This window comes from Streptomyces sp. NRRL F-5122 (assembly GCF_001507435.1).
Lineage (GTDB): Bacteria > Actinomycetota > Actinomycetes > Streptomycetales > Streptomycetaceae > Streptomyces > Streptomyces lannensis.
In genome coordinates this window covers 1-22,612 of the sequence record NZ_LMWH01000048.1, presented here as the reverse complement: position 1 = coordinate 22,612, position 22,612 = coordinate 1, and the positions used below count along the sequence as shown (strand labels likewise).

Annotated in this window: 24 protein-coding genes and 1 rRNA gene; 13 read left to right on the top strand and 12 right to left on the bottom strand. The window is 69.4% G+C overall.

The features are described from left to right. Positions 1-27 precede the first annotated feature (27 nt). Genes pstC through pstB form a run of 3 tightly spaced genes read left to right on the top strand, consistent with a single transcriptional unit; the run spans position 28 to position 2,908 of the window. Entirely contained in the window at positions 28-1,035 is a 1,008-nt protein-coding gene (gene pstC / locus ADL25_RS07805; RefSeq protein ID WP_059127106.1) for a phosphate ABC transporter permease subunit PstC, read from the top strand. Further along, a complete protein-coding gene (gene pstA, locus ADL25_RS07800) occupies positions 1,032-2,093 on the top strand; it encodes a phosphate ABC transporter permease PstA (RefSeq protein WP_059126915.1) in 1,062 nt (353 codons plus the stop codon). Before pstC ends, pstA begins: the two co-directional genes overlap by 4 nt. A 38-nt stretch (positions 2,094-2,131) precedes the next feature. Then, positions 2,132-2,908, top strand: a complete 777-nt coding sequence (gene pstB / locus ADL25_RS07795; RefSeq protein ID WP_059126914.1) for a phosphate ABC transporter ATP-binding protein PstB — start codon at positions 2,132-2,134, stop codon at positions 2,906-2,908. A gap of 103 nt (positions 2,909-3,011) precedes the next feature. Here the strand turns inward: pstB and ADL25_RS07790 are convergent, their stop codons facing one another. The 3 genes from ADL25_RS07790 to ADL25_RS07780 form a co-directional block, all read right to left on the bottom strand. Further along, positions 3,012-3,212: a DUF5988 family protein gene (locus ADL25_RS07790; RefSeq protein WP_059126913.1), complete on the bottom strand. Its 201-nt coding sequence runs from the start codon at positions 3,210-3,212 to the stop codon at positions 3,012-3,014. A 454-nt stretch (positions 3,213-3,666) separates the two neighbouring features. Continuing rightward, positions 3,667-4,665 (bottom strand): inorganic phosphate transporter, encoded by a 999-nt coding sequence (locus ADL25_RS07785; protein WP_059126912.1) that lies wholly within the window; start codon positions 4,663-4,665, stop codon positions 3,667-3,669. 7 nt (positions 4,666-4,672) lie between these two features. Further along, on the bottom strand, positions 4,673-5,293 hold the full coding sequence (locus ADL25_RS07780) for a DUF47 domain-containing protein (RefSeq protein WP_059126911.1): 621 nt from the start codon (positions 5,291-5,293) through the stop codon (positions 4,673-4,675). 281 nt (positions 5,294-5,574) lie between these two features. Between ADL25_RS07780 and ADL25_RS07775 the strand changes: the two genes are divergently transcribed. Then, a complete protein-coding gene (locus ADL25_RS07775) occupies positions 5,575-5,928 on the top strand; it encodes a metal-sensitive transcriptional regulator (protein ID WP_059126910.1) in 354 nt (117 codons plus the stop codon). Positions 5,929-5,988: 60 nt separating this feature from the next. On the opposite strand, the gene ADL25_RS49705 is transcribed toward ADL25_RS07775, so the two are convergent. Continuing rightward, entirely contained in the window at positions 5,989-6,159 is a 171-nt protein-coding gene (locus ADL25_RS49705) for a hypothetical protein (RefSeq protein ID WP_181923403.1), read from the bottom strand. A gap of 200 nt (positions 6,160-6,359) precedes the next feature. Continuing rightward, the gene (locus ADL25_RS07770; RefSeq protein WP_059127105.1) at positions 6,360-7,202 is read right to left on the bottom strand and encodes a hypothetical protein; all 843 of its coding nucleotides are present in this window, start codon (positions 7,200-7,202) and stop codon (positions 6,360-6,362) included. A gap of 121 nt (positions 7,203-7,323) precedes the next feature. Here ADL25_RS07770 and ADL25_RS49700 point away from each other — a divergent pair, with 121 nt between their 5' ends. Together ADL25_RS49700 and ADL25_RS07765 are read left to right on the top strand one after the other, a co-directional pair. Further along, positions 7,324-7,485 carry a hypothetical protein gene (locus ADL25_RS49700; protein WP_199839126.1) on the top strand — a complete coding sequence of 54 codons (162 nt, stop codon included), beginning with the start codon at positions 7,324-7,326 and terminating at the stop codon, positions 7,483-7,485. Positions 7,486-7,676: 191 nt separating this feature from the next. Further along, entirely contained in the window at positions 7,677-9,257 is a 1,581-nt protein-coding gene (locus ADL25_RS07765) for an FAD-binding oxidoreductase (protein ID WP_059126909.1), read from the top strand. An 86-nt stretch (positions 9,258-9,343) separates the two neighbouring features. On the opposite strand, the gene ADL25_RS07760 is transcribed toward ADL25_RS07765, so the two are convergent. The 5 genes from ADL25_RS07760 to ADL25_RS07740 all read right to left on the bottom strand — a co-directional run bounded on the left by ADL25_RS07760 (position 9,344) and on the right by ADL25_RS07740 (position 13,478). Next, the gene (locus ADL25_RS07760) at positions 9,344-10,042 is read right to left on the bottom strand and encodes a phosphatase PAP2 family protein (RefSeq protein WP_059126908.1); all 699 of its coding nucleotides are present in this window, start codon (positions 10,040-10,042) and stop codon (positions 9,344-9,346) included. Between the two features lie 279 nt (positions 10,043-10,321). Further along, positions 10,322-11,329, bottom strand: a complete 1,008-nt coding sequence (locus ADL25_RS07755) for an NlpC/P60 family protein (RefSeq protein ID WP_234380715.1) — start codon at positions 11,327-11,329, stop codon at positions 10,322-10,324. Between the two features lie 181 nt (positions 11,330-11,510). Beyond that, positions 11,511-12,269, bottom strand: a complete 759-nt coding sequence (locus ADL25_RS07750) for a trypsin-like serine peptidase (RefSeq protein ID WP_059126907.1) — start codon at positions 12,267-12,269, stop codon at positions 11,511-11,513. Positions 12,270-12,490: 221 nt separating this feature from the next. Continuing rightward, positions 12,491-13,117 (bottom strand): SRPBCC family protein, encoded by a 627-nt coding sequence (locus ADL25_RS07745; protein WP_059126906.1) that lies wholly within the window; start codon positions 13,115-13,117, stop codon positions 12,491-12,493. A 4-nt stretch (positions 13,118-13,121) separates the two neighbouring features. Beyond that, the gene (locus ADL25_RS07740; protein ID WP_059126905.1) at positions 13,122-13,478 is read right to left on the bottom strand and encodes an ArsR/SmtB family transcription factor; all 357 of its coding nucleotides are present in this window, start codon (positions 13,476-13,478) and stop codon (positions 13,122-13,124) included. A gap of 350 nt (positions 13,479-13,828) precedes the next feature. Between ADL25_RS07740 and ADL25_RS07735 the strand changes: the two genes are divergently transcribed. The 7 genes from ADL25_RS07735 (at position 13,829) to ADL25_RS07705 (ending at position 21,818) form a co-directional block, all read left to right on the top strand. Then, the gene (locus tag ADL25_RS07735; protein ID WP_059126904.1) at positions 13,829-14,065 is read left to right on the top strand and encodes a hypothetical protein; all 237 of its coding nucleotides are present in this window, start codon (positions 13,829-13,831) and stop codon (positions 14,063-14,065) included. Positions 14,066-14,538: 473 nt separating this feature from the next. Further along, the gene (locus ADL25_RS07730; RefSeq protein WP_059126903.1) at positions 14,539-14,847 is read left to right on the top strand and encodes a hypothetical protein; all 309 of its coding nucleotides are present in this window, start codon (positions 14,539-14,541) and stop codon (positions 14,845-14,847) included. A gap of 231 nt (positions 14,848-15,078) precedes the next feature. Next, entirely contained in the window at positions 15,079-15,909 is an 831-nt protein-coding gene (locus ADL25_RS07725; protein ID WP_059127103.1) for a hypothetical protein, read from the top strand. Continuing rightward, on the top strand, positions 15,899-17,215 hold the full coding sequence (locus ADL25_RS07720; protein ID WP_059126902.1) for a hypothetical protein: 1,317 nt from the start codon (positions 15,899-15,901) through the stop codon (positions 17,213-17,215). Before ADL25_RS07725 ends, ADL25_RS07720 begins: the two co-directional genes overlap by 11 nt. Beyond that, a complete protein-coding gene (locus ADL25_RS07715; protein WP_059126901.1) occupies positions 17,212-18,771 on the top strand; it encodes an SCO6880 family protein in 1,560 nt (519 codons plus the stop codon). Before ADL25_RS07720 ends, ADL25_RS07715 begins: the two co-directional genes overlap by 4 nt. 7 nt (positions 18,772-18,778) lie before the next feature. Next, on the top strand, positions 18,779-20,203 hold the full coding sequence (locus ADL25_RS07710; RefSeq protein WP_059126900.1) for an ATP-binding protein: 1,425 nt from the start codon (positions 18,779-18,781) through the stop codon (positions 20,201-20,203). 13 nt (positions 20,204-20,216) lie between these two features. Next, positions 20,217-21,818, top strand: a complete 1,602-nt coding sequence (locus ADL25_RS07705; RefSeq protein WP_059126899.1) for a TraM recognition domain-containing protein — start codon at positions 20,217-20,219, stop codon at positions 21,816-21,818. Here ADL25_RS07705 and ADL25_RS07700 read toward each other — a convergent pair. Next, complete coding sequence (locus ADL25_RS07700) at positions 21,815-22,360, bottom strand: GNAT family N-acetyltransferase (protein WP_059126898.1); 546 nt, start codon at positions 22,358-22,360, stop codon at positions 21,815-21,817. The genes ADL25_RS07705 and ADL25_RS07700 overlap by 4 nt on opposite strands. Positions 22,361-22,517: 157 nt before the next feature. Next, positions 22,518-22,612, bottom strand: a 5S ribosomal RNA gene (rrf, locus tag ADL25_RS07695); the annotation flags it as partial.

Below are 22,612 nucleotides of genomic sequence, written 5' to 3'. Positions count from 1 at the left end.
GTGCGGCTCCGCAGACCGGAGATCCCGATGGACATATCCACACAGAACACTGAAGCGCCTCCCCCTGCCCCCCAGCCGACCACGGGCGAGACGAAGCGCGCGGCCCGTGGCGCCACCCGACCCGGAGACCGGATCTTCCTCGGTCTCTCCCGTGGGTCGGGCATCCTGCTGCTGGTGATCATGGCCGCGATCGCGGTCTTCCTCACCTACCGTGCGACCCTCGCCATCGGCAAGGACCACGGCAACTTCCTGACCACCTTCGAGTGGAACACCAACCTCAACCCGCCGGTCTTCGGTATCGCCGTACTGGCCTTCGGCACGGTGGTCTCCTCGATCATCGCCATGATCATCGCGGTTCCGATCGCGGTGGCCATCGCGCTCTTCCTGACGCACTACGCCCCGCGCCGGATGTCCGGGCCCATCGCGTACGTGATCGACCTCCTCGCCGCCGTACCGTCCATCGTCTACGGCCTGTGGGGCGCCCTGGTCCTCGTACCGAACCTGGGCGGCGTCTTCAGCTGGCTGAACGACTACCTCGGCTGGACCGGCATCTTCTCGTGGGAGGGCGGCGCCCCCCGCTCGATGCTCACCGTCGGCATCCTGCTCGCGATCATGATCCTGCCGATCATCACCAACGTGAGCCGCGAGGTCTTCCGCCAGGTCCCGCGGATGCACGAGGAAGCGGCCCTGGCCCTCGGCGCCACGCGCTGGGAGGTCATCCGGATGGCCGTGCTGCCCTTCGGCCGCTCCGGTGTCATCTCCGCCTCGATGCTCGGCCTCGGCCGCGCGCTCGGCGAGACGATGGCCGTGGCCACCGTGCTCTCCCCGGACTTCCTGATCCACGCCAGCCTGCTCAACCCGGGCGGCGGCACCTTCGCCCAGAACATCGCCAGCAAGTTCAGCGAGGCGACCGAGGACGGCCGTGACGCGCTGATCGCCTCCGGTCTCGTCCTGTTCGTCATCACCCTGCTGGTCAACGGCGCGGCTCGCATGATCATCGCTCGCCGCAAGGAGTACTCGGGGGCCAACGCATGAGCCACGCAGCCGTCGCCGACAAGCGCCCCAGCACGCTGCGCGGCGCCAGCCTCCCCAAGTGGACACCCTGGGCCGTCGCCCTCGGCTCGATCGCCGTCGCGTGCGGCATCGGTGCCGCCGCCGGCCTGAGCAGCCACGTCCAGTGGGGCGTCATCGCCGCGCTCCTCTTCCTCATCGGCACCTACGTCGTCGCCGCGCAGGTCGAGGGCCGTCGCCAGGCCAAGGACCGCATCGCGACCTCGCTCGTGTGGGTCGCCTTCCTGCTCGCCGTCATCCCGCTGGTCTCCCTCGTCTGGACGACCGTCGCGCGCGGTGTGAAGGTCCTCGACATCTACTTCCTCACCCACTCGATGGGTATCGTCGCGGACTCCCAGCCGGGCGGTGGCATCTACCACGCCATCCTCGGCAGCCTCGAGCAGGTCGGCCTCGCCACCGTGATCGGTGCGCCGATCGGTGTGCTCACCGCGATCTACCTCGTGGAGTACGGGCGCGGCCGTCTCGCTCAGGCCGTCACGTTCTTCGTCGACGTGATGACCGGTATCCCGTCGATCGTCGCGGGTCTGTTCATCCTCAGCCTGATGCTCATCTTCAAGATGCAGCCCTTCGGCTTCGCCGGTTCGCTGGCCCTGGCCATCCTGATGATGCCCGTCGTGGTCCGCTCCACGGAGGAGATGCTCAAGCTCGTCCCGAACGAGCTGCGCGAGGCCTCCCTGGCGCTGGGCGTGCCGAAGTGGCGCACGATCCTGAAGGTGGTCCTGCCGACCTCCATCGGCGGCATCACCACCGGCGTCATGCTGGCGATCGCCCGTATCGCCGGTGAGACCGCGCCGGTGCTGCTCCTGGTGTTCGGCAACCGCTTCATCAACGCGAACCCGTTCGAGGGTGCGCAGCAGTCGCTGCCGCTGTACATCTACCAGCAGTACGCGAACAGCGCGGGCGCCAACGCGGCGTACGACCGTGCCTGGGCGGCGTCGCTCACCCTGATCGCCTTCGTGATGATCCTCAACCTGGTTGCCCGCGGCATCGCCCGCTGGAAGGCCCCGAAGACCGGTCGCTGACGCGGCCATCAGCGACTGATACTGGAAGTGAAGTAGTCATGGCCAAGCGAATCGACGTAAGCGGACTCACCGCCTACTACGGCTCCCACAAGGCGATCGAGGACATCTCGATGACGGTCGAGCCGCGATCGGTGACGGCGTTCATCGGTCCCTCCGGCTGCGGCAAGTCGACGTTCCTGCGGACGCTCAACCGCATGCACGAGGTCACGCCCGGCGGGCGTGTCGAGGGCAAGGTCCTCCTGGACGACGAGAACCTCTACGGCACCGGCATCGACCCGGTCTCCGTCCGCCGTGAGGTCGGCATGGTCTTCCAGCGCCCGAACCCCTTCCCCACGATGTCGATCTTCGACAACGTGGCCGCCGGTCTGCGCCTGAACGGCAACTACCGGAAGTCGGAACTGAACGACATCGTCGAGAAGTCCCTCAAGGGCGCGAACCTCTGGAACGAGGTGAAGGACCGCCTGAACAAGCCGGGCTCCGGCCTGTCCGGTGGTCAGCAGCAGCGTCTGTGCATCGCCCGCGCGATCGCGGTCGAGCCGAACGTCCTGCTGATGGACGAGCCCTGCTCCGCCCTTGACCCGATCTCCACCCTCGCCATCGAGGACCTGATCGGTGAGCTGAAGGAGCGCTTCACGATCGTCATCGTGACGCACAACATGCAGCAGGCGGCGCGTGTCTCGGACCGCACGGCGTTCTTCAACCTGTCGGCCGTCGGCCAGCCCGGCCGGCTGATCGAGATCGACGACACCGAGCGGATCTTCTCCAACCCGTCCGTCCAGGCGACGGAGGACTACATCTCGGGCCGCTTCGGCTGATCCGACGGTCTGTGGAAACCCCTCGCGGTGCTGCATGGCGGTGCCACCGCGAGGCCGAAGAGGGCCCGCCCCCGGCTCCCGGGGGCGGGCCCGTTCGCGTTGTTCATTCGGCGAGCTCGGTCCGTTCCCACCAGCGGTAGACGTTCACCTGCCCCTCCTTGGTGTCCTCGTGGCGCGACGTGACCTTGTAGTGCTCGTATCCGCCGCGGTGCGGAATCTTCAGCTCTTGTCCCGGGGGCACGACCGGCACGATCTGGCCTGCCAGATCCGCCGGCCCGCCTTCGAGGAGTGCCTTGCTAGTCATAGCTCCAGTCTTGCCCCCCGATCGGCACCCGCATCTCGAACCCCACCCCGGCCACGGGGCCCGGGCCCGGGCCCGGCCACGGGGCGCATGATCTCGGACGACGGCCGCAAGGCTCGGGGACGGGGCGGCCCCTGTGCGGGGACGGGGTCATCGGGCCGACACCCCGATGAGCGACCCGTCGCATGTCATGCCGTGGCTCACTGGGAGGGGGGCAAGCACGGAGGAGCCAGGAGCAGGAAACCGCTCGGCGCTTTCCGGAACGGGGGCAGGAAGGAGATTGCCTGGAGGAGCTCACCGGCGTGGGTGCGGGGAAGGCGGCACCGAGGGGCCGGGCACGGGGCGTCCCTTGAAGCGGACGGCGCCGAGGGGGATGCGGGCCACACGACACTGGGTGGCATCCGCGGCGGGAGTCGGGCGGCAAAACGGTCCCGTGGGTGCCGGGACCTCGTGACGATTACAGAAAGGCCAGGTTGATCAGCCAGAAGGCGGCCGCCGCCACGAGCGCGGCCGCGGGCATCGTGATGAACCAGCCCAGGACGATGTTCTTCGCGACGCCCCATCGCACCGCGTTCAGCCGCTTCGTCGCGCCCACACCCATGATCGCCGACGTGATGACGTGCGTCGTGGAGATCGGGGCCTTGAAGAGGTACGCCGTCGCGAACATGATCGACGCGCCGGTGGTCTCCGCCGCGAAACCCTGCGGCGGGTCAAGCTCGATGATCTTGCGGCCGAGCGTACGCATGATGCGCCAGCCGCCCGCGTACGTACCGAGGGACAGCATCGCGGCGGAGACGAGCTTGACCCACACCGGGATCGGATCCCCGTAGTCCTCGACATCGGCGATGACCAGCGCCATCACCACGACGCCCATCGTCTTCTGGGCGTCCTGCAGACCGTGGCCGAGGGCCATGCCGGCCGCCGACACCGTCTGCGCTATACGGAATCCCCGCTTGGCCTTGTGCGGGTTGCTCCGGCGGAAGATCCACATGATCAGGGTCATCACCAGGTAACCGGCGATCAGGCCCACCACCGGCGACAGGAACATGGGTGTGACGATCTTGTCCAGGACCCCGGACCAGTAGACCGTCGTACCGCCCGCCAGCGCCGCGCCCACCAGTCCGCCGAACAGCGCGTGCGACGAGGACGACGGCAGACCGAAGTACCAGGTGATCAGGTTCCAGACGATGGCACCGGTCAGTGCCGCGAAGAGGATCCCCATCCCCTTGCCGCCCTGCGGAGTCTGGATCAGGCCCTCGCTGACCGTCTTCGCGACCCCGCTGCCGAGGAACGCGCCGGCGAGGTTCATCACCGCGGCCATCGCCAGCGCCGCCCGCGGTGTCAGCGCACGGGTCGACACCGATGTCGCGATGGCGTTGGCCGAGTCGTGGAAGCCGTTGGTATACGCGAAGAAGAGCGCGACCAGAATGGTCAGGATCAGAGCAAAGGTGTCCATGGACGCCTCAGGACTCCTTGACCGCGATGGTCTCCACGGTGTTGGCCACGTGCTCGAAGGCGTCCGCCGCCTCCTCCAGCACGTCCACGATCTGCTTGAGCTTGAGGACCTCGATCGCGTCGTACTTGCCGTTGAACAGGTGCGCGAGCAGCTTGCGGTGGATCTGGTCCGCCTGGTTCTCCAGGCGGTTCACCTCGATCCAGTACTCGGTGAGGTTCTCCAGCGTGCGCAGATTCGGCATGGCCTCCGCTGTGAGCTCCGCCGCCCTGGCCAGCACCTCGATCTGCTGCTCGACGCCCTTCGGCAGTTCCTCGACGTTGTAGAGGACGACCAGGTCGACGGCCTCCTCCATGAAGTCCATGATGTCGTCGAGGGAAGAAGCGAGGGTGTAGATGTCCTCGCGGTCGAACGGTGTGATGAACGAGGAGTTCAGCTGGTGGAAGATCGCGTGCGTGGCGTCGTCACCAGCGTGTTCCGCGGCCCGCATACGCTCTGCGATCTCGGCCCGGGCGGAGGCGTCCGCCCCGAGCAGTTCCATCAGGAGTTTCGAGCCCGTGACGATGTTGTCCGCGGATGCGGCGAACATGTCGTAGAAGCTCGTCTCCCTGGGGGTCAGACGAAAGCGCACGTGGGGTCCTCAGGATCCTTCGGTTTCGGTCAGGCTGATGCTAAGCGCATCATCCGGCCACGGCTAAGGGGCCGTCCTCCAGTGTCGCCCATCGAACACGGTGGTCCGCACGGGGGCGGTGCGGGTGCGACCACGTGGCCGGCCAAGGGCCCTATACCCAGCAAAGTTCGTTACCATATACCCACCAGGGGTATGTGTCCGTACCGGGATGCGCGGAATCCGGACCGACGGTCGTCTGTCCGGATCCTGCCCCCCGGAACGGCAGTCGACAGGAGGACGCGATGACGAGCGAGACCGGCGCGGCAGCGCCCTCCGAAGCCACCGGGACCGTGGTGACCGACCACGACCGCGGCATCCACGGCTATCACAAGCAGAAGGACGAGCACCTCAAGCGGCTGCGCCGCATCGAGGGCCAGATCCGGGGCCTGCAGCGGATGGTCGACGAGGACGTGTACTGCATCGACATACTCACGCAGGTCTCCGCTTCCACGAAGGCGCTCCAGTCCTTCGCCCTCCAGCTCCTGGAGGAGCATCTGCGCCACTGTGTGGCGGACGCCGCGCTCAAGGGCGGAACGGAGATCGACGCGAAGGTGGAGGAGGCGACGAAGGCGATCGGCCGCCTCCTGCGGACGTGATGTTCCCGACATTCCGCGCGACCGGGGCGGTGGATCCGCCGCTTTCCCTCGGCGGCGCGCTCACTCGCCGCGGATGTCCCTCTCCTCGGCCACCTTCAGCACCTCGTCGATGCTCTCCAGGCTGAGCCGGTCCTCGTGTGCGGCCGAGGCCGCGATGATCAGGTCACCGCACAGTTCGATCTCGGCGAGGGCCACGTGGTCCTGAACTGCCGTACCGCCGACCCGAGCCACGTGCATCACCTCTTTCTGCTGTCACCAGCTTCCTAGAGTAGGGAGCGGCTACGCACCGCGCATGGCACGGACGGACCATTTCCGGCCCCTCAGCCGCGCCAGTTCCCGGACGGGCGGCGGTCGCTACCCGCCCGGTTCGGGGCGAACGGGACCGCCCCGGCGCGAGCCGTCGTCGGCCCGCGTGACCGGCAGGCGCCCGGTCACTGCGCGGCGATCTTCCCGGCGTAGATGTCCTTGGTGTCCGGCAGCCGTACGTCGGCGGGGGCGCCGAACGCGTACAGCAGGGTCGTGGAGGCCACGGCGACGGCGGTCTTCTGCCGGCCGTTGACGAAACTGAACCGGTGGCGGATCTTGCGGATGCGGCCCTGATCGTCGAGATAGGCGTCGAAGGGCACCTCGGCCGTGGCGAACCCTTTCGCTGCGGCCTGCAACGACACCTTGTTGTCGCCGGTCGCGCTCCGCGCCGCGAGCCCGATGTCGGCGACCCCTCGATAGTGCCGCACCGGCGTCCCCGCGACCTCGGTGCGCCCCACGTAGGTGGCCTGCCGCACCCCCCGCAGCAACTCCGCCGCCGCGTAGGGGTCGGTGGCGCCTCCCGTGACGAGGTTGCCGTCGCTGAGCGCGGTCGTGTCGACCCGCACCCACTTGTCGGCGGGCACGCCCGCACCGCGGTTCTTCATGAACAGGGCGCCCGGGGCCAGCAGTTCCGTGATGGGGCGGTGCTCCTCGGCGCCCGACGGGTCCTGCGGCAGGGTCACCCTGAGGCGGCCGAGCCGCTCGCGGTAGTCGTAGACGCCCTCGCCGCGGATGGTGACCCGGGTCCCGCCCGTGGCCATCTCCATCGAGGTACGGGCCCTGGAGCTGCCCGCGCGCACCAGGGTCGAGGCCGCCTGCCGGAGCGTCGCGACGGCGCCCGAGCCGGAGCGCGCGTCATCAAGGGCGAACCCGCCACCGGAACATCCGGTGAGCGGGGCGCCGCAGACGAGCAGTCCCACTGTCGCGACGATCGCCGCACCGACCCGACCGTGCCGCCGCACCACCATCACCTGCCTACCCCCAGCCGGTCCGTCCCGGTGCCCTCCTGTCGTTCCGCTTAACGACGGGTCGGGGGAGCCGTCACGCGCACCGCATGGCCGGACACTTGCCCCGGGTAACCTTGTGGGCGTGGAGCGACAGGACACCCCCACCATTCCGCTGGAGCACCGCACCTCGACCGTCGATCAGGGCCGTTTCTGCGTGGCCCGATGCAGTTGTGGCTGGCGAGGTCCCGCACGCAGAGCCCGCAGCCTGGCCAGAACGGACGCCGAGAAGCACGCGAGCGCCTAAATGTGCTGTCCCGGGGGCCGCTTCGGCGGCCCCCGGCCGCACAACTCGCCTGGGGGGGCGGACATGCTGGGGCTGTTCCGGGCATTTCGGTCGCGCTCACCCTGGGCGTCGTGACGATTCTGTGGCATTTCCTCGCGAACTTTTCCGCCGCGTGGGCCCATCTCATTGCTCGGAACCCATGGGAGGCGCACATGCAACGGCGTACGTTCATCGGCGGTGCCACCGCCACGGTCGCGGCGGCGGTCACCACCGCCTGCAGCGGTGGCGGCACCAGCGGCACATCGTCCGCCACCGGCACGTCCGTGCGTGCGACCACGACGACCGCGACACCGGCCGCGGCCACCACCACGGCCACGAGCAGCCCTCGTGCCGCGGCCGACTTGAAGGCCCTGTCCAAGGACCTGGACGGCGCCCTGGTCCGCCCCGGTGACCGGGCCTGGGCCACGGCCCGGCAGCTCTACAACACCCGCTTCGACTCCCTGAAGCCCGCGGCGGTGGCATACGTGGCACACGCGGACGACATCCGCACCGTGCTGGCGTACGCACGCGCCCGGGGCGTCAAGGTCGCCATACGCAATGGGGGCCACTCCTACGCCGGTTGGTCCTCCGGGGACGACCGTCTGATCATCGACGTGGGCAAGCTGAACACGATACGGGCGAGCGCCGGCGAGGCGGTCGTCGGTGCCGGCTCCAAGCTCATCGACGTCTACCGGGCGCTGACCGCGAAGGGCGTGACGATTCCCGCGGGCTCCTGCCCCACCGTCGGCGTCTCGGGTCTCACGCTCGGCGGCGGCCACGGCGTGGTCTCCCGGGCGTACGGACTGACCTGCGACAGCCTCACCCAGGCGACCCTGATCACGGCGGACGGCAAGCAGGTCGTCGCGAGCGCCACCGAGAACACGGACCTCTTCTGGGCCCTGCGCGGCGCGGGCAACGGCAACTTCGGCGTCGTGACCGAGCTGCGCTTCAGGACCCACCCGGCGCCCCAGGCGGTGTCGGCCTATATGACCTGGCCGTGGTCGCGGGCCGCCGCGGTGCTCGGAGCCTGGCAGGAGTGGGGCCCCGACCAGCCGGACGAGATCTGGTCCTCCTGCCACCTCGAGAACGGCGGCACACCGACCGTCTCCGTCGCCGCGTTCTCGCTCGGCACGTACGGCGAACTCCAGAACGCGGTCGACCGTCTGGCCGCGCGGGTCGGGGCCCCGGCCCGCAGTGTCTCGCTCAACCGGCATTCGTATGAAAGCGCGATGGAGTCCTACGCGGGCTGCTCGTCCTTCCCCACCGACGCCCAGTGCCATCTGCCGGGCTCGACGCCGGGGCGCTCGGCGCAGGGTGCCCTCGGCCGCGAGACGTACGCGGCCCGCTCCGACTTCTTCGACCGTTCCATCCCGGCCGCGGGCATCCAGACGATTCTCGCCCAGGTCGCGCAGGCGCGGGGCGGCGCGGGCAGTGTCGCGTTCACCGCCCTCGGCGGGGCGGTCAACCGGGTCTCACCGACGGCGACGGCGTTCGTGCACCGCCGCTCACGCATGCTGGCGCAGTACATCGCGAGCTGGCAGCCCGGCACCTCGGGCACGACGGCCCAGTCGTGGCTGACGTCCGCGCACACGTCGATGCGCGGCTACGCCTCCGGCGCGGCCTACCAGAACTACACGGACGCCACCCTGACGGACTGGCGGAAGGCGTACTACGGCGACGCGGCCCCTCGGCTGGCACAGCTCAAGCACCAGTACGACCCGAACGGGTTCTTCACCTTCCCGCAGGCGCTCTGACGGAGGCGAGCACCCGCACCGGGCGCCGTGACGGGCGTTCGCCGGACGAGGGCGGGTGTCGGGGTGGCCGAGAGGCCGCCCCCGCCTCACGCCGCCAGACCCCGCTCCTCCGTCGCGCAGTCCGTCCTGGTGTCGGCGATCACGGGGTCCGCGGCCCGGGCGTCACGGGCGCGGATCAGCCGTCCCGCGCGCGGCGAGTGCTCGATCGCCTTCATGACCGGGGTGAGCAGGGCCGTGGCGAGCGGGGAGAGCAGCAGGGCCACCGCGGTACCGAGCGCGAAGCCGCCGACGACGTCCGTCGGGTAGTGCGCGCCCATGTAGACCTGGCTGAACCCCTCGAGCAGAGCGAGGCCGAGACCGGCGAGGCCGAACTTCCGGTGGGCGACGAACAGTCCGGCCGCCATCGCCATGGTGAGCGTGGCGTGGTCGCTGACGAAGGAGAAACCGCTCCTGCCGGAGACGAGGACGTCGATCCCCTGATGGTCGACGAACGGGCGCGGGCGCTGGACGAAGCCCCGGATCGGCATGTTCACCAGCACGGCGATGCCCGCGGCCAGCGGCGCCCAGACGAGCGCGGCGACGGAGGACGCGACGCCCTCGCCACCGCGTCGACGCACGGCCCACCAGCACCCCACGACCAGCAGAACCATGGCGAGAAGAATGCCGTACTCGCCGACGAACCCCAGGCCCCGGTCGAGCCAGTGCGGCACGTCCTTGGCCAGGCCATTGATGTCGTACAGCAGATCGACGTCGGGGTTCGACCCGGATTCGGCGAGTCCAGCCATGGTGCGCGGCCCCTTCGTACTCTGTCGCGTTCCGCGGACGCGCGCGTGCGCGCCGCTCCACCACCCCCGTGGTCGTAGATACGCTCCACGTCAAGCTGTCCGTCCACGTCGGCGCTCTACGTCAGAAGGAACGCACAGTCGTCTTCCCGACGTTCCGCATTCCACCGAATGATCACGTAGACGTTATCGAAGAGAGACTCGTCTTCGCAGCTCAGCGGGCACTCGCAGGAGATAGTTCCAGCCAGGACGCATCCTTCGACGTGTCGTTCGCACCCCGATTCACACCGTCGTGGGCAGTGCTTTCGCGCCATCTTCGGTGACACGCGTCGCCCCGAAGTACTCCGAGGTGTCGATCGGGTCGAAGCGGATCACGGCACCGGTCCTCGGCGCGTCGATCATGTAGCCGCCGCCGACGTAGATCCCGACATGATGGATGGCACGGGAATCGGTGGGGTCGTGCGAGAAGAACACCAGGTCGCCCGGGAGCAGTTCGTCCCGCTTCGGGTGCGGCCCGGCGTTGTACTGGTCGTTGGCGACACGCGGCAGCGTGATGTTCACGCTCGCGTACGCGGCCTTGGTCAGTCCCGAGCAGTCGAAGCGGCCGCCCTGTTCGGGGGTACCGTTGCCGCCCCACAGGTACGGCGTGCCGAGCTTCTTCTGTGCGTAGTAGATGGCGCCGGCCGCCTGCCTGGACGGCTGGAGCCGCTGAACGGGCGCGGCGAAGCTCTTCGCCAGGGTGGTGATGGTCTTCACATAGTTCCGGGTCTCCCGGTACGGCGGCACGCCCCCGTACCTGATGACCGCGTACGCCCCCGCGTTGTACGCCGCCAGCATGTTCTCCGTCGGGTTCCCGGGCGCGTCCTTCACATAGGAGGCGAGCTTGCAGTCGTACGAGGCGGCGGAGGGGATCGCGTCGCGCGGGTCCCACACGTCGGCAACTCCGTCGCCGTTGCCGTCGATGCCGTGCGCGGCCCAGGTGCCGGGGATGAACTGCGCTATCCCCTCTGCCTTCGCGGGGCTCCTGGCGTTCGGGTTGAAGCCGCTCTCCTGGTAGAGCTGGGCGGCGAGCAGCGCGGGGTTGATCGCGCGGCACAGATTGCCCCACTTCTGTACGAGCGTCGCGTACGCGGCCGGCACGGCGTTCTTGGCGAGCCCGACGGACCCTCCCCCGATGCCGTTCGCGAGGTTGCCGGCGACCATGTAGACGCCGACGACGAGGACCATCACGAAGCTCAGCGCGGCACCGACGGCGACCGTCGTCCAGATCCACGCCTTACGCACCGTCAACCGCCCCTCTTCGCACGGGAGTCCGCCGAGGGTCAGTGTAGGGGCGCGCGGGGGAGCCGGACCCGAAAAGTCCTGGTCCGGCCACACGGGGGTACGAGATCGGCCACCCGGGGCAAGCACGACTGCCGCATGCGTTCGGCGGTCCGTCCACGGACGGCCTGCCCGCGTCCGGCACCCGTCGCTATCGGGGAGCCGACGCCGTCCGGTACAGGTCCTGCGCCTCGTCCCCCAGCACGACGCTGTAGGAGACGTCCGGCGTGGAGCCGCCCTGTTCGTGGCCGCCGAGCACACCCACGACCTCGCCGTGGGTGTTCACCCAGGGGCTGCCGCTGGTGCCGGCGGTGAATCCCGGGCAGGCGATGCGCTGTTGCGTACCGCTGAGCGCGGTCGGTTTGTTGGTGCAGGTGATCGGTGTCTCCGCGGAGTCGGGGTACCCCGTGACGGTCACCGCGGTCGCCCCGGTCCCGCGTCCGGTGACGAACTTGTCGGCCCCGACGACGTCCTCGACGTCGACACCGCCGATGGATTCCAGCGTGGCGAAACCGACGTCGCTGTCCTCGTCCTCGTCACCGCTCCAGGCGTCGTCGACGAACGTCCTGGTCACCTTCCACACCCCGTAGGGCGCCTTGCCCTCCCGGTACCCGGGAGCGAACCACACCGCGCCACCGCCCAGACAGTGCGCGGCGGTCGCGATCAGGTCGCCCTGTGCGCTGTGGACCACGGAGGCCGTGCAGAAGTGGCCGCCCGCCTGTGCGTCGCCCGTCTCGAAGAGCGCACCGACCCTCGCACCTGCCGCGGTGGCCTTCGCCACGGTGGTGACGCCCAGCGGTCCGGGGCCGCCGTCGGCGGCGGACACGGAGGAGGTCGTGACGGCCAGCATCACGAAGGCACCGAAGAACGCGTGCCGCCGGTTGCCTGGGGGGCGTGGGATGCGGTTCATCACCTCCCACTGTGGCCCAGGAAGGTGAGAAAGACCCCGCGAGCAATCTGAATTTCCTCTGTGAGCCTCTGTCGCCGCAGGTCGGCACGGGCACGCCGCCGGTTGCCGCGTCCCCCTTTCGGACGCACCGGTGCGACTCACGACTCCTCCCCCGAAAGGGCACCCGCACGCACGGGGACCGGGCCGTCCACCGGCACGGCGAGCCCTCTCGGACGCGGGGCCTAGGCGCCCGTGTACGCCGCCGTCGTCCGTTCCGCCGCGGCGCGCGCCGACTCCTCCGGCTCACCGGACGCCACGTTCGCCTCCCGCCAGGCCTCGCTGCTCAGCGTCACGTAGCGGCGGCCCTCGTCGGACATCAGCCACGCCATGCCCTCCGCGGGGTCCATCGAGGCCCCGGTCGCCAGGTACAGCGAAAGGCCCAGCAGACCGGTGTCCCAGCCCACGCCCACGGCCCCCGGGCCGAACTCCGCCCAGCGCTCGTCGTCCACATGCGCGATGTGCTCGAGTTCGAACCGTGTCCCACCGTCCTCGACCGACGTCAGGCGCAGCTCGATCCAGCTCACCTCACCGCCGTACTCCCACGTCGCGAAGAAGCTCTTCGGCGGATCGCAGCGCTCGATGGTGCCGCCCGCGTTGCCCTGGAGCTGAAAACGCCCGCCGACGCGGAGCTCTCCGGAGACCGGCAGGAACCAGCGCGGAATGCGCTCGGGGTTCGTACAGGCGTCCCAGAGGTCGTCGAGCGAGGTGCCGTACGTCCGCGAGACCGTCACCACCCGCGCCTCGCCCGCCTTGAACTCCCGCCGGCCCACCTGCCGCCGTACCGCATTGATCTCGTGCGTGACGTCCATGTCGTCAGCCCTCACTCTCTCCCGTCCGGCGCCCGAGGCGGCGCTCCCGCTTCCCCCGTGCCAACTCCGTCTCCAGCGCGTCCAGCCGAGGGGCCCAGAAGCGCCGGAAGCGCCCGAGCCACTCGTCGACGTCCCGCAGCGGCTCGGAGTTCACCGCGTACAGGCGTCGCGTCCCCTCGGGGCGCACCGTCGCGAACCCGTTCTCGCGCAGCACCTTCAGATGCTGGGAGACACCGGGCTGCGATATCCCGAACTCCGCCGTGATGACCTCGCAGACCGACCCGGACGTCATCTCCCCGTCGGCCAGCAGTTCGAGGATCCTGCGGCGCACAGGGTCTCCCAGCACATCGAATGCGTGCATGGGAGGCAAGCTATCAGCATGTGCTTATATAAGCGAGCACTGAACAATCGATCCGAGCGTGCCCGGCGGCTCGCCGGGCGGACACGCGCGGGCCCCGCGGGGAAATGCGTCGCATCTCCCGGGAGTCCGGTCAAGCCGTGCCCAGCGGACCACCATCGAGCGGCCATCGACACGTAAGGCAAGGCCCTCGTTCGGTAAGGCGGACGTCAGGATTCCCGAGACCTCTTGTTGTCGCGGACGCAACAAGTCATCGTCGTCCACGGGCCGCCGAGCCGCCGCCGGGAACACCGCACCGGCGTGCGGCACATCCCCTCACCGCCCCTGTCACCGGATGCTCAGGAGGCCGTACGTTGCGCCCGCCCCGCTCCGCCCGGACGAACGAACGCGGCACCCGAGCCGGCGCACACGACTGCGCGAGCACACCGGCCGCCCTCGCCAAGTACCGCTTCTGCGACGGCATCGCGACCCGCACAGCCGCCAACGACCGGCCCGCGAAGGGCCTCTCGGCGGACATCGCGCCCTCCCGCCTTCTCCGTAAGGCGGTTGAGACCGAGCAACCGGCCGTCGTCACGGCCCCGACGGGCTGACCTCCGGCCACCGGGGAGGCCGGCGGCGGGGGTCGTGGGGACCCCGTCCGCCGGCGCACCGGCGGAACGGGCCACGGCACCCGGCCGCGGCCCGTTCCGCCGTCCAGCGATAGCCTTCCGCTCGTACGGGTGACACCCCGACGGAACGGTCAACACGTCCGGGCCGCGTCGCGGGTCGATCCAGGTCCCCGCCGCACGGAGGAGGTCACCGACGGAGCCGCACCGGAGGTTCCGCCCGACCCTCATTGCCCGGCGTGACCAGGCATGATACACAGAGTAACCAAATGCCCCTCGGTGAACCGTCCCACGCCCCCGAGAAGGTCCCGCGCGGGCCGATGGCAAGGGACACGTACGAAACCCGCCAATCAATGACGCCAAGTCGACATGCGACAGCGCCATCGTCAGCGACAATGACCCTGACCTCTGCGACGGTGGCAGGGGTACGGAACTACCCACTAGGGGCGGTGACTTACATGTATCTCGCAGCCGCAAAAGGCGACATCAACACGATCATCGGCGGTATCGCCCCAGACTGGGGTCCTTTCGGCAGCCTGGGCAACGAGGCTCGCGTGATGGTCGAGGTCGTGATGGCCATCGCGATCCTCCTCTGCCTGGCGATCGCGATCTGGGGCGCGGCGAAACAGCGCATCGGCGCAACGGCCCTGCGCGACACGTTCAGCGCCGAGCAGGGCAAGGGCCTCATCATCGCGGGCCTGACCGGGGTTTTCATCATCGGCTCGCTCGGCACGCTTTTCACGATCGTGTACGGCATGGCCGTCTAGACCCCGCCCCGGACCACCACGACCCTGACGCACCATCAGTCCCCGCCCGGGTGCGCAGGGTTCCCACCCTCCGACCCACCCGTCCGTCGCGCCCACCGGCTGAGGTTGCGTTCCCCAGATGTCGAGTCACCACACCGCGCCCGCGCGGAAGCCAGCACGGCTACCGTCGTACTTCTACGAGTTCCGACACGAAATGCGAATCGGCTACGAGGTCGAGGGGGCGTGCGCGGCGTGAATCTCGATGACGGTGCCTCCGGCGGGGGCGACGAACAGTACGGCGGGGTGGGACAGACCCGCACACGGCTGCCCGAGCGGGGCGGTGACGTGTACGGGGGCGCCCGGCGGGGCCGGTCGTCGTCCCGCAGCCTGGTGACGGTCGTCGGCGTGGTGGTCCTCCTGATCGCGGCGATCGCCTTCGCGAACCGCGGGGGAGGGGACTCCTCTTCGGACAGCGGCGACAACAAGCCGAACACGTCCGCGACGGCGGCCTCCGGCACACGCCCGGTCAAGTCGAAGTCGTCCGGCATCCCCTCGGGCTTCGCCCACGACCAACAGGGGGCGGCGTCGGCTGCGGCGAACTATGCGGTGGTGTTGGGGTCCGACGGCATGTTCAACAAGGAGAGCCGGCACAGCATCGTCGACGCCATCTACACGCCGACCGCCGCGGGCAAGCTTCAAGGCCCGATGGATCAGGCCTATTCGACAGATTTCCTCGCCAAGTTGGGGCTGGATACCAACGGCAACGCGCCGACAGGAAGCACCTTCGTGTCGCGGACAGTCCCCGTTGGCACCAAGAGCACGCATTACACCGCCGACAACGCCAAGGTCTCAGTGTGGTACATGGGCCTCATCGGCATGTCCGGCCAGGGCTCGACCGATCCGGTCAGCTCAACGTGGAAGACGTGGAATTTCGACCTGCAGTGGCTCAACGGTGATTGGAAGATCGTCAGAGATTCCCAGACCGACGGCCCCGCCCCCGTGCCCGGCGACGACAAGGCCGCAACGTCCGACGAGATCAGCAAGGCCATCGAGGAGTACGGAGGGTTCACATATGCCCGGTAGCCCGCGCTTCGTACTCAAACTCGCGGCTGTAGTGGCCGCCGCTCAGGCGCTGACCATTCCGCTGGCTGCGCGGGCTTTGGCCGCACCGTCACCAACGCCTACTCCCACGACATCGAACGATCCGTGCGACCTCCTCATCGGCCCCGCCAAGCAATACTGCGAAAACGGCGACACCTCCGGAGGACCCGGTCCCGATACCCTCACCGATCCCCTCGACCCCCTCTCCTCCCTCGCCAAGGGCTGTGCCAACGCCGCGTCCTGGACCGTGGACAAGCTCAGCGAGGCCGTGAAGGAGACCGCCAGCGTCGACTTCACCAACCAGCAGTTCCTGCACCAGTACGAGATCGTCTTCGCCGCGTCGACCATCCTCACCCTCCTGCTGTGGCTGCTGGCCGTCGCCAAGAGGGCCGTGCGGGGCGTCCCGCTCACCACCGCCCTCTCCGAAGCGGTCGGCTTCCTCTGGCTCACCGTGCTGGCCTCGGCCTTCACCCCGCTGGTCCTCTACACGGTGGTCTCCGCGACCGACAGCGTCAGTGACGTCCTCGCCAAGGCAACCGGCGACCAGACCACCACGTTCTTCGGCGCGTTCTCCGGCGCGCTCAGCAAGGGGTCGAACATCGGCGGCGGCCCCATCATGCTGATCCTGGTGTCGCTCGTGTCGATCCTCGCGGCGGGCGTCCTCTACCTGGAACTGTTCCTGCGGGCCGTCCTGCTCTACGTCGGCGCCCTCCTCGGCGTCGTCGTCTACTCCGGCCTCGTCGACAAGAACCTCTGGGGCCACGTCCGCCGCTGGGCCGGAATCATGATCGCGGTGATCCTGGTCAAGCCGGTCATCGTCATAGTGCTCGGGCTCGCCGGCGCGCTGGCCACGGACAACGGACCCGACTCCCTGGCAGCCGTGGTCTCCGGGCTCGCCATCGTCCTGCTCGCCATCTTCGCGAGCGCCATGATCTACCGGTTCGTGCCCGGATTCGGCGACGAGATCGCCGCCTCCCGCAGCAACCGCATCATGCAGGGCGCCGAACGCAAGGCCGCCGCCGTCATCAGCTCCCCGGCGACCCTCGTCGCCCAGGGCATCAAGACCCACAGCACACGCGCCGACAGCAACGGCGGCGGCGGTGGCGGCAACCAACCGCCGCGCCCCGCAAACCCGGTGTCCGGCGGCGTGGCCGCGCACAGCACCCGCGCCCCCGGCGGCGGATCCGTCCCCGCCACGCCCCCACCGCGCACCAGCCCGGCCGACACTCCGCACGCCGGCAGGACCCCCAACAGCAGTACCAACCGCACGGGAGGTGAAGGGCGTTGACGACCGAGTCCCACCTGTCGCATCCGGTCACGCCCCGCCGGACATATCTGATCGGCCGCGCCCGGCCGAACGCGATCATCGGCCGCAACCGCGAGTCCGGCGAGATCGTGCTGATCATCGCGGGCGCGTTCCTCGGCATGATGTGCGGCCTCCTCGTCCCCTTCCTCGCGCTGCGTATCGTGCTCCTGATGGGTTTTCCGCTGCTCGCCCTGGCCGCCGTGTACGTCCCCTACAAGCACCGCACGTTCTACAGGTGGTTCGAGATCAACCGCACGTACAAGAGGACGCTGCGGCAGGGAACGACGTATCGAAGCAGCGTGATGGAAGCCGGCACCGCCCTCGACGGACGCGAGGTCGAGATCGGACCTCCCCCGGGCATCGGGCGTATCAGCTGGCTCGCCGCCCCGTTCGGGCCCGACGAGATCGCCGTACTGCTGCACGCCGACCGGCGGACCGTGACCGCCGCCATCGAGATCGAGGGTCCCGGCGTGGGCCTGCGCGACAGCGAGGACCAGGAAGCCCTCGTCGACCGCTTCGGCACGCTCCTCAAGCACGTGGCGAACGGCGACGGCTTCGTCACCCGCCTCCAGATGCTCGCCCGGACCCTGCCCGCGGACCCGGACGCACACGCGAAGGACGTCGCCCAGCGCGGTGACGAACGCGCCCCCACGTGGCTGCGGCAGTCCTACGACCAGCTCCAGTCCATGGTGTCCACCAGCAGCGAGCAGCACCGCGCCTACCTCGTGGCCTGCATGCACTACACCCGTGAACTGGCTGCCGAGGCCCATACCATGGCGCGGGCCGCACGCCCACACGGCGGCAGGAAGGTCGACCGGGACGCGGGCCTCGCGGTCGTCATGGCGCGCGAGCTCACCGACATCTGCTCGCGGCTCCAGGAAGCCGACATCCGCGTACGGCAGCCCCTGGGCCAGGGACGGCTCGCCTCCCTCATCCACTCCATGTACGACCCCGACCACCCCATCGACCACATCCAGGCGATGACGAGGCGCAACGCCTGGCCCGCCGAACTCGACGCCATGGAGCCCACCTACCTCCAGGCCAAGACCCGGGAGTCGTCGACGCGTGCGCCCTGGTGCCACGCCACCGCGTGGGTCAAGGAGTGGCCCATGACGCCGGTCGGCGTGAACTTCCTGGCGCCTCTCCTGGTCCACACCCCGGACGTCATCCGCACGGTCGCCGTCACCATGGACCTCGAACCCACCGAGGTCGCCATCGAGCGCATGCTGACCGAGAAGACGAACGACGAGGCGGAGGCCAGCCGCGCCGCCAAGATGAACCGCACCGTCGACCCCCGCGACATCGCCTCCCACTCCCGTCTGGACCAGCGGGGCGAGGACCTCGCGAGCGGCGCGGCCGGCGTCAACCTGGTCGGCTACATCACCGTGTCCGCCCGTTCCCCGGAGGCCCTGGCCCGGGACAAGCGGACCATCCGGGCCTCGGCCGGCAAGTCCTATCTGAAGCTGGAGTGGTGCGACCGCGAGCACCACCGCGCCTTCGTCAACACGCTCCCCTTCGCCACCGGCATTCGGAGGTAAGGACCTGATGCGGGATCCGCTGTCCGTCCTGACCGACGCCTTCACGTCCTTCCTCTTCGGCAAAGTCGAGACCACCCGGCTGCCCGTCCGCACCTCCACGGGCCAGGCCCAGGCCGTCTACCTGCCGACGGCCGCACCGGGCCTCGGCGACTCCGGCGTGATCATCGGCCGCGAGGTGTACTCCGGGAAGGGATACATCTACGACCCCTTCCAGCTCTACGGTCAGCAGCTCCCTGCTCCGCACTGGCTCGTCCTCGGCGAGTCCGGCAACGGCAAGTCGGCCCTGGAGAAGACATACGTCCTGCGCCAGCTGCGGTTCCGGGACCGGCAGGTCGTGGTCCTCGACGCTCAGGGCGAGGACGGCGTCGGCGAGTGGAACCTGATCGCGGAGGAGCTGGGCATAACGCCGATCCGGCTCGACCCGACGGCTGCGCTCGACCACGGCATCCGGCTCAATCCGCTGGACCCCTCGATCACGACGACGGGACAGCTCGCCCTGCTCCGCACGATCATCGAGGTCGCGATGGGACACGGCCTGGACGAGCGCTCCGGCTTCGCCCTGAAGGTCGCCCACGCCTACGTCAACGAGACCATCGTCGAGCGCCAGCCGGTGCTGATGGACATCGTCGAGCAGCTGCGCCACCCCGAGCCCGAGTCGGCCGAGGCGATGAACGTCGCCCTCGACGACGTCCGGGCCTGGGGCCTGGACGTGGCGCTGGTCCTGGACCGCCTCGTCGACGGTGACCTGCGGGGCATGTTCGACGGGCCCACGACGGTCGGCATCGACCTGGACGCGCCGCTGATCGTGTTCGACCTGTCCCACATCGACCGCAACTCGATCGCCATGCCGATCCTGATGGCGATCGTGGGCGTGTGGCTGGAGCACACCTGGATCCGCCCCGACCGGAAGAAGCGCATCTTCCTGGTCGAGGAGGCCTGGCACATCATCAACAGCCCCTTCGTGGCCCAGCTGTTCCAGCGGCTGCTGAAGTTCGGGCGACGGCTCGGCCTGTCCTTCGTGGCGGTCGTCCACCACCTCAGTGACGTGGTGGACGGGGCGGCCGCGAAAGAGGCCGCCGCCATCCTGAAGATGGCGTCCACCAGGACGATTTATGCCCAGAAGGCGGACGAGGCACGGGCGACCGGCCGCGTTCTCGGCCTGCCTCGATGGGCTGTGGAGATCATCCCGACGCTGACACCGGGCATCGCGGTCTGGGACGTCAACGGCAACGTCCAGGTCGTCAAGCACCTGGTCACGGAGTCGGAGCGGCCGCTCGTGTTCACCGACCGCGCCATGACGGAGTCGTCCAGCGACCGGCGGACGGACGACGCCCTGCGCGCGGCGGAGTTGGAGGCGGAAGAGCGCGCGGCAGCATTCATGGAGCAGCGGCTGAGCGACATGGACGGCTCGTCCGAGTCCACGGTGGCATAGACATGGGGTCCCGATGAGACCAGGCAAGGAGCAGCGGGACGGCCAGGGCGGCATCTCCGACGGCCTGTTGGTGGGTGTACTGGCCTTTCTGCTCGGTGTGACGCTGATGGTGTGGACGGCCACCGGCCTCTCCGGCTGGTTCGCCCAGGGCGCATGGCCCCATGGCGTCGGGCTCAGCAACACACCGGTGGCGATGCGCCATCTCATGGCCGAGCCGCACGACATCGCGGCCGCCTGGCCCGACACCCCCGCGGACCAGCTCTCCGGATACGGGCTGTTCTGGGGCCTGTTCATAGGCGAACTGATGGTGCTGTTCGTGCTCACCGTCTTCGCGATCGGCACGGTGGCACGCTGGAAGGCGGTACGGGCGCGCCGTAGGGCCACGCCCATCCAAACCCTGTCACCGGCCCGGGTCGCGGGCCCACCGAGCCCTGTCCCGGACGTCTCGGCCCGGGACACCGGCACGGCCCTCGTCGCCGATCCGGCACCGGTTCCCGCCCCCCGCCCCGGTGCGGGGGAGCACCATGACCCCGAGCCCACGGCTCCGGCACAGGCACCCGCCCAAACCACTGTCGAACAGCTCGCCGCCGCCACTGCGGAACCCGTCAGGACCGCCGAGCACGTCGGCGTGGTGAGCGAGCAGAGCGGCGGCCTCGGAGCTTCACCGTCCGCCTCGTTGACGCCCGCGTCCGTGGTCCTCGGAGCGCCCGACATCCGTCATCCCGCCGCCGCCCAGGCGGTACGCGACGCCGAAGGACCCGTCCTGGTCGTCACTTCGAGCCCCGCGCTGTGGTCCGAGACCAAGGATGCCCGCGCGAAGCTCGGCCCGGTCCTCCTCTACGACCCCTCGCACCTGTGCGACACCCCGGCCCGGCTCCACTGGGCACCGTCCGCCGGCTGCGAGGACAAGGCGACCGCCACGGCCCGGGCCGTCGCGCTGCTCGCTCCGGTCCGACCCACGGCCCGCATCGACCAGGCGGTCGCGGACGTCGCGGAAACGCTCCTGCGGAGCTATCTCCACGCGGCGGCCGTCGACGGCCGCACCACCCGGCACATCCACCGCTGGGCCCAGGGCACCCAGGTCCAGGAGGCGGTACGGGTACTGCGGACGAACCCCAAGGCTGCGTCAGGCTCGGCCGGCGAGCTGGAGGCAGCGCTCACCTCGCATCCCGAACGCAAGGACGTGGCACAGGAGCTCACGGCACGTGCCCTGTCCTGCCTCTTCACGGTCAATATCCGCGAGGCATGCACATCCAACCGAAGTGACAGCCTCGCCTTGGATTCCTTCGTCAACGAAGGGGGCACGCTTTATGTGGTGGGTGAATCCATCGAGGACCCCAGGCAGCACCCCGGCGCCATGCCCCTGCTGACGGCCCTCTCCTCCAGCGTGGTCGAGCGCGGCCGGCGCATGGCCGAACGGTCATCCTCCGGTCGCCTCGACCCACCACTCACCCTCGTCCTGGACGACGTGGCAGCGGTCGCCCCGCTCCCACAGCTCCCCGAGCTGCTCTCCACCGGAGCAGCCCGCGGCCTGCCGACTCTGGCCCTGCTCCGCTCACGCGAGCAGGCCCGCGCACGCTGGCCGCAGTACGACCTGCCGGTGCCGAGCCACTAGTACCGCTCGATCACCATCTCCAGCTCCGAGTCCTCACCGTCCCCGGACAGCGGTACGGTGATCCCGCTCGGCACGAACCCCGCCTTGCGGTAGAAGGCCCTGGCCCGCACGTTGTCCTCGTGCACGATAAGCCGCACGCGCTCGGCACCGCGTCCCCACGCCCACTCCAGACCGGCGTCGAACAGCGCTTTGGTCAGCCCGGTCCCACGGTGCTCGGGCCGCACGAACACCGCGACGACGTGCCCCTGTCTCCGCTCCACATCGAACCCGGCCCAGTCCGTCGTGCCGGCCTCCTCGAGCAGCACGGTCAAGGTGCCCGCCCATGTCCCGTCCGGTGCCTCGGCGATGATCTGCTGGGCCCCGGTCTCTCCCTCCGCGGCTCCCGCCGTCCGCTCCTGCCAGAACGAGTCCGGCTTGGCGAGCGCGTCCTCGTAGGTCTCCAGGAACGCGAGATGGGCGACCGGGTCCTGGAGCGCGGCGAGCCGCAGCTTCTTCGCGGCGGGCCAGTCCTCGGGACGTATGGATCGGATGACGTGAGACATGCGGCCACGCTAACGGCCGCACGCGGCAGATGCGCCCCAATTTTCCGCGGAGCCCCGGCCGCACATGATCGATGAACGCCGGCAAGCGGAGCCGGAAACGCGAAAGAGCCCCAACTCACGGGTATCCACCCGGAGTTGGGGCTCTCTCTCAATATTTGTTCGGCGGTGTCCTACTCTCCCACAGGGTCCCCCCTGCAGTACCATCGGCGCTGAAAGGCTTAGCTTCCGGGTTCGGAATGTAACCGGGCGTTT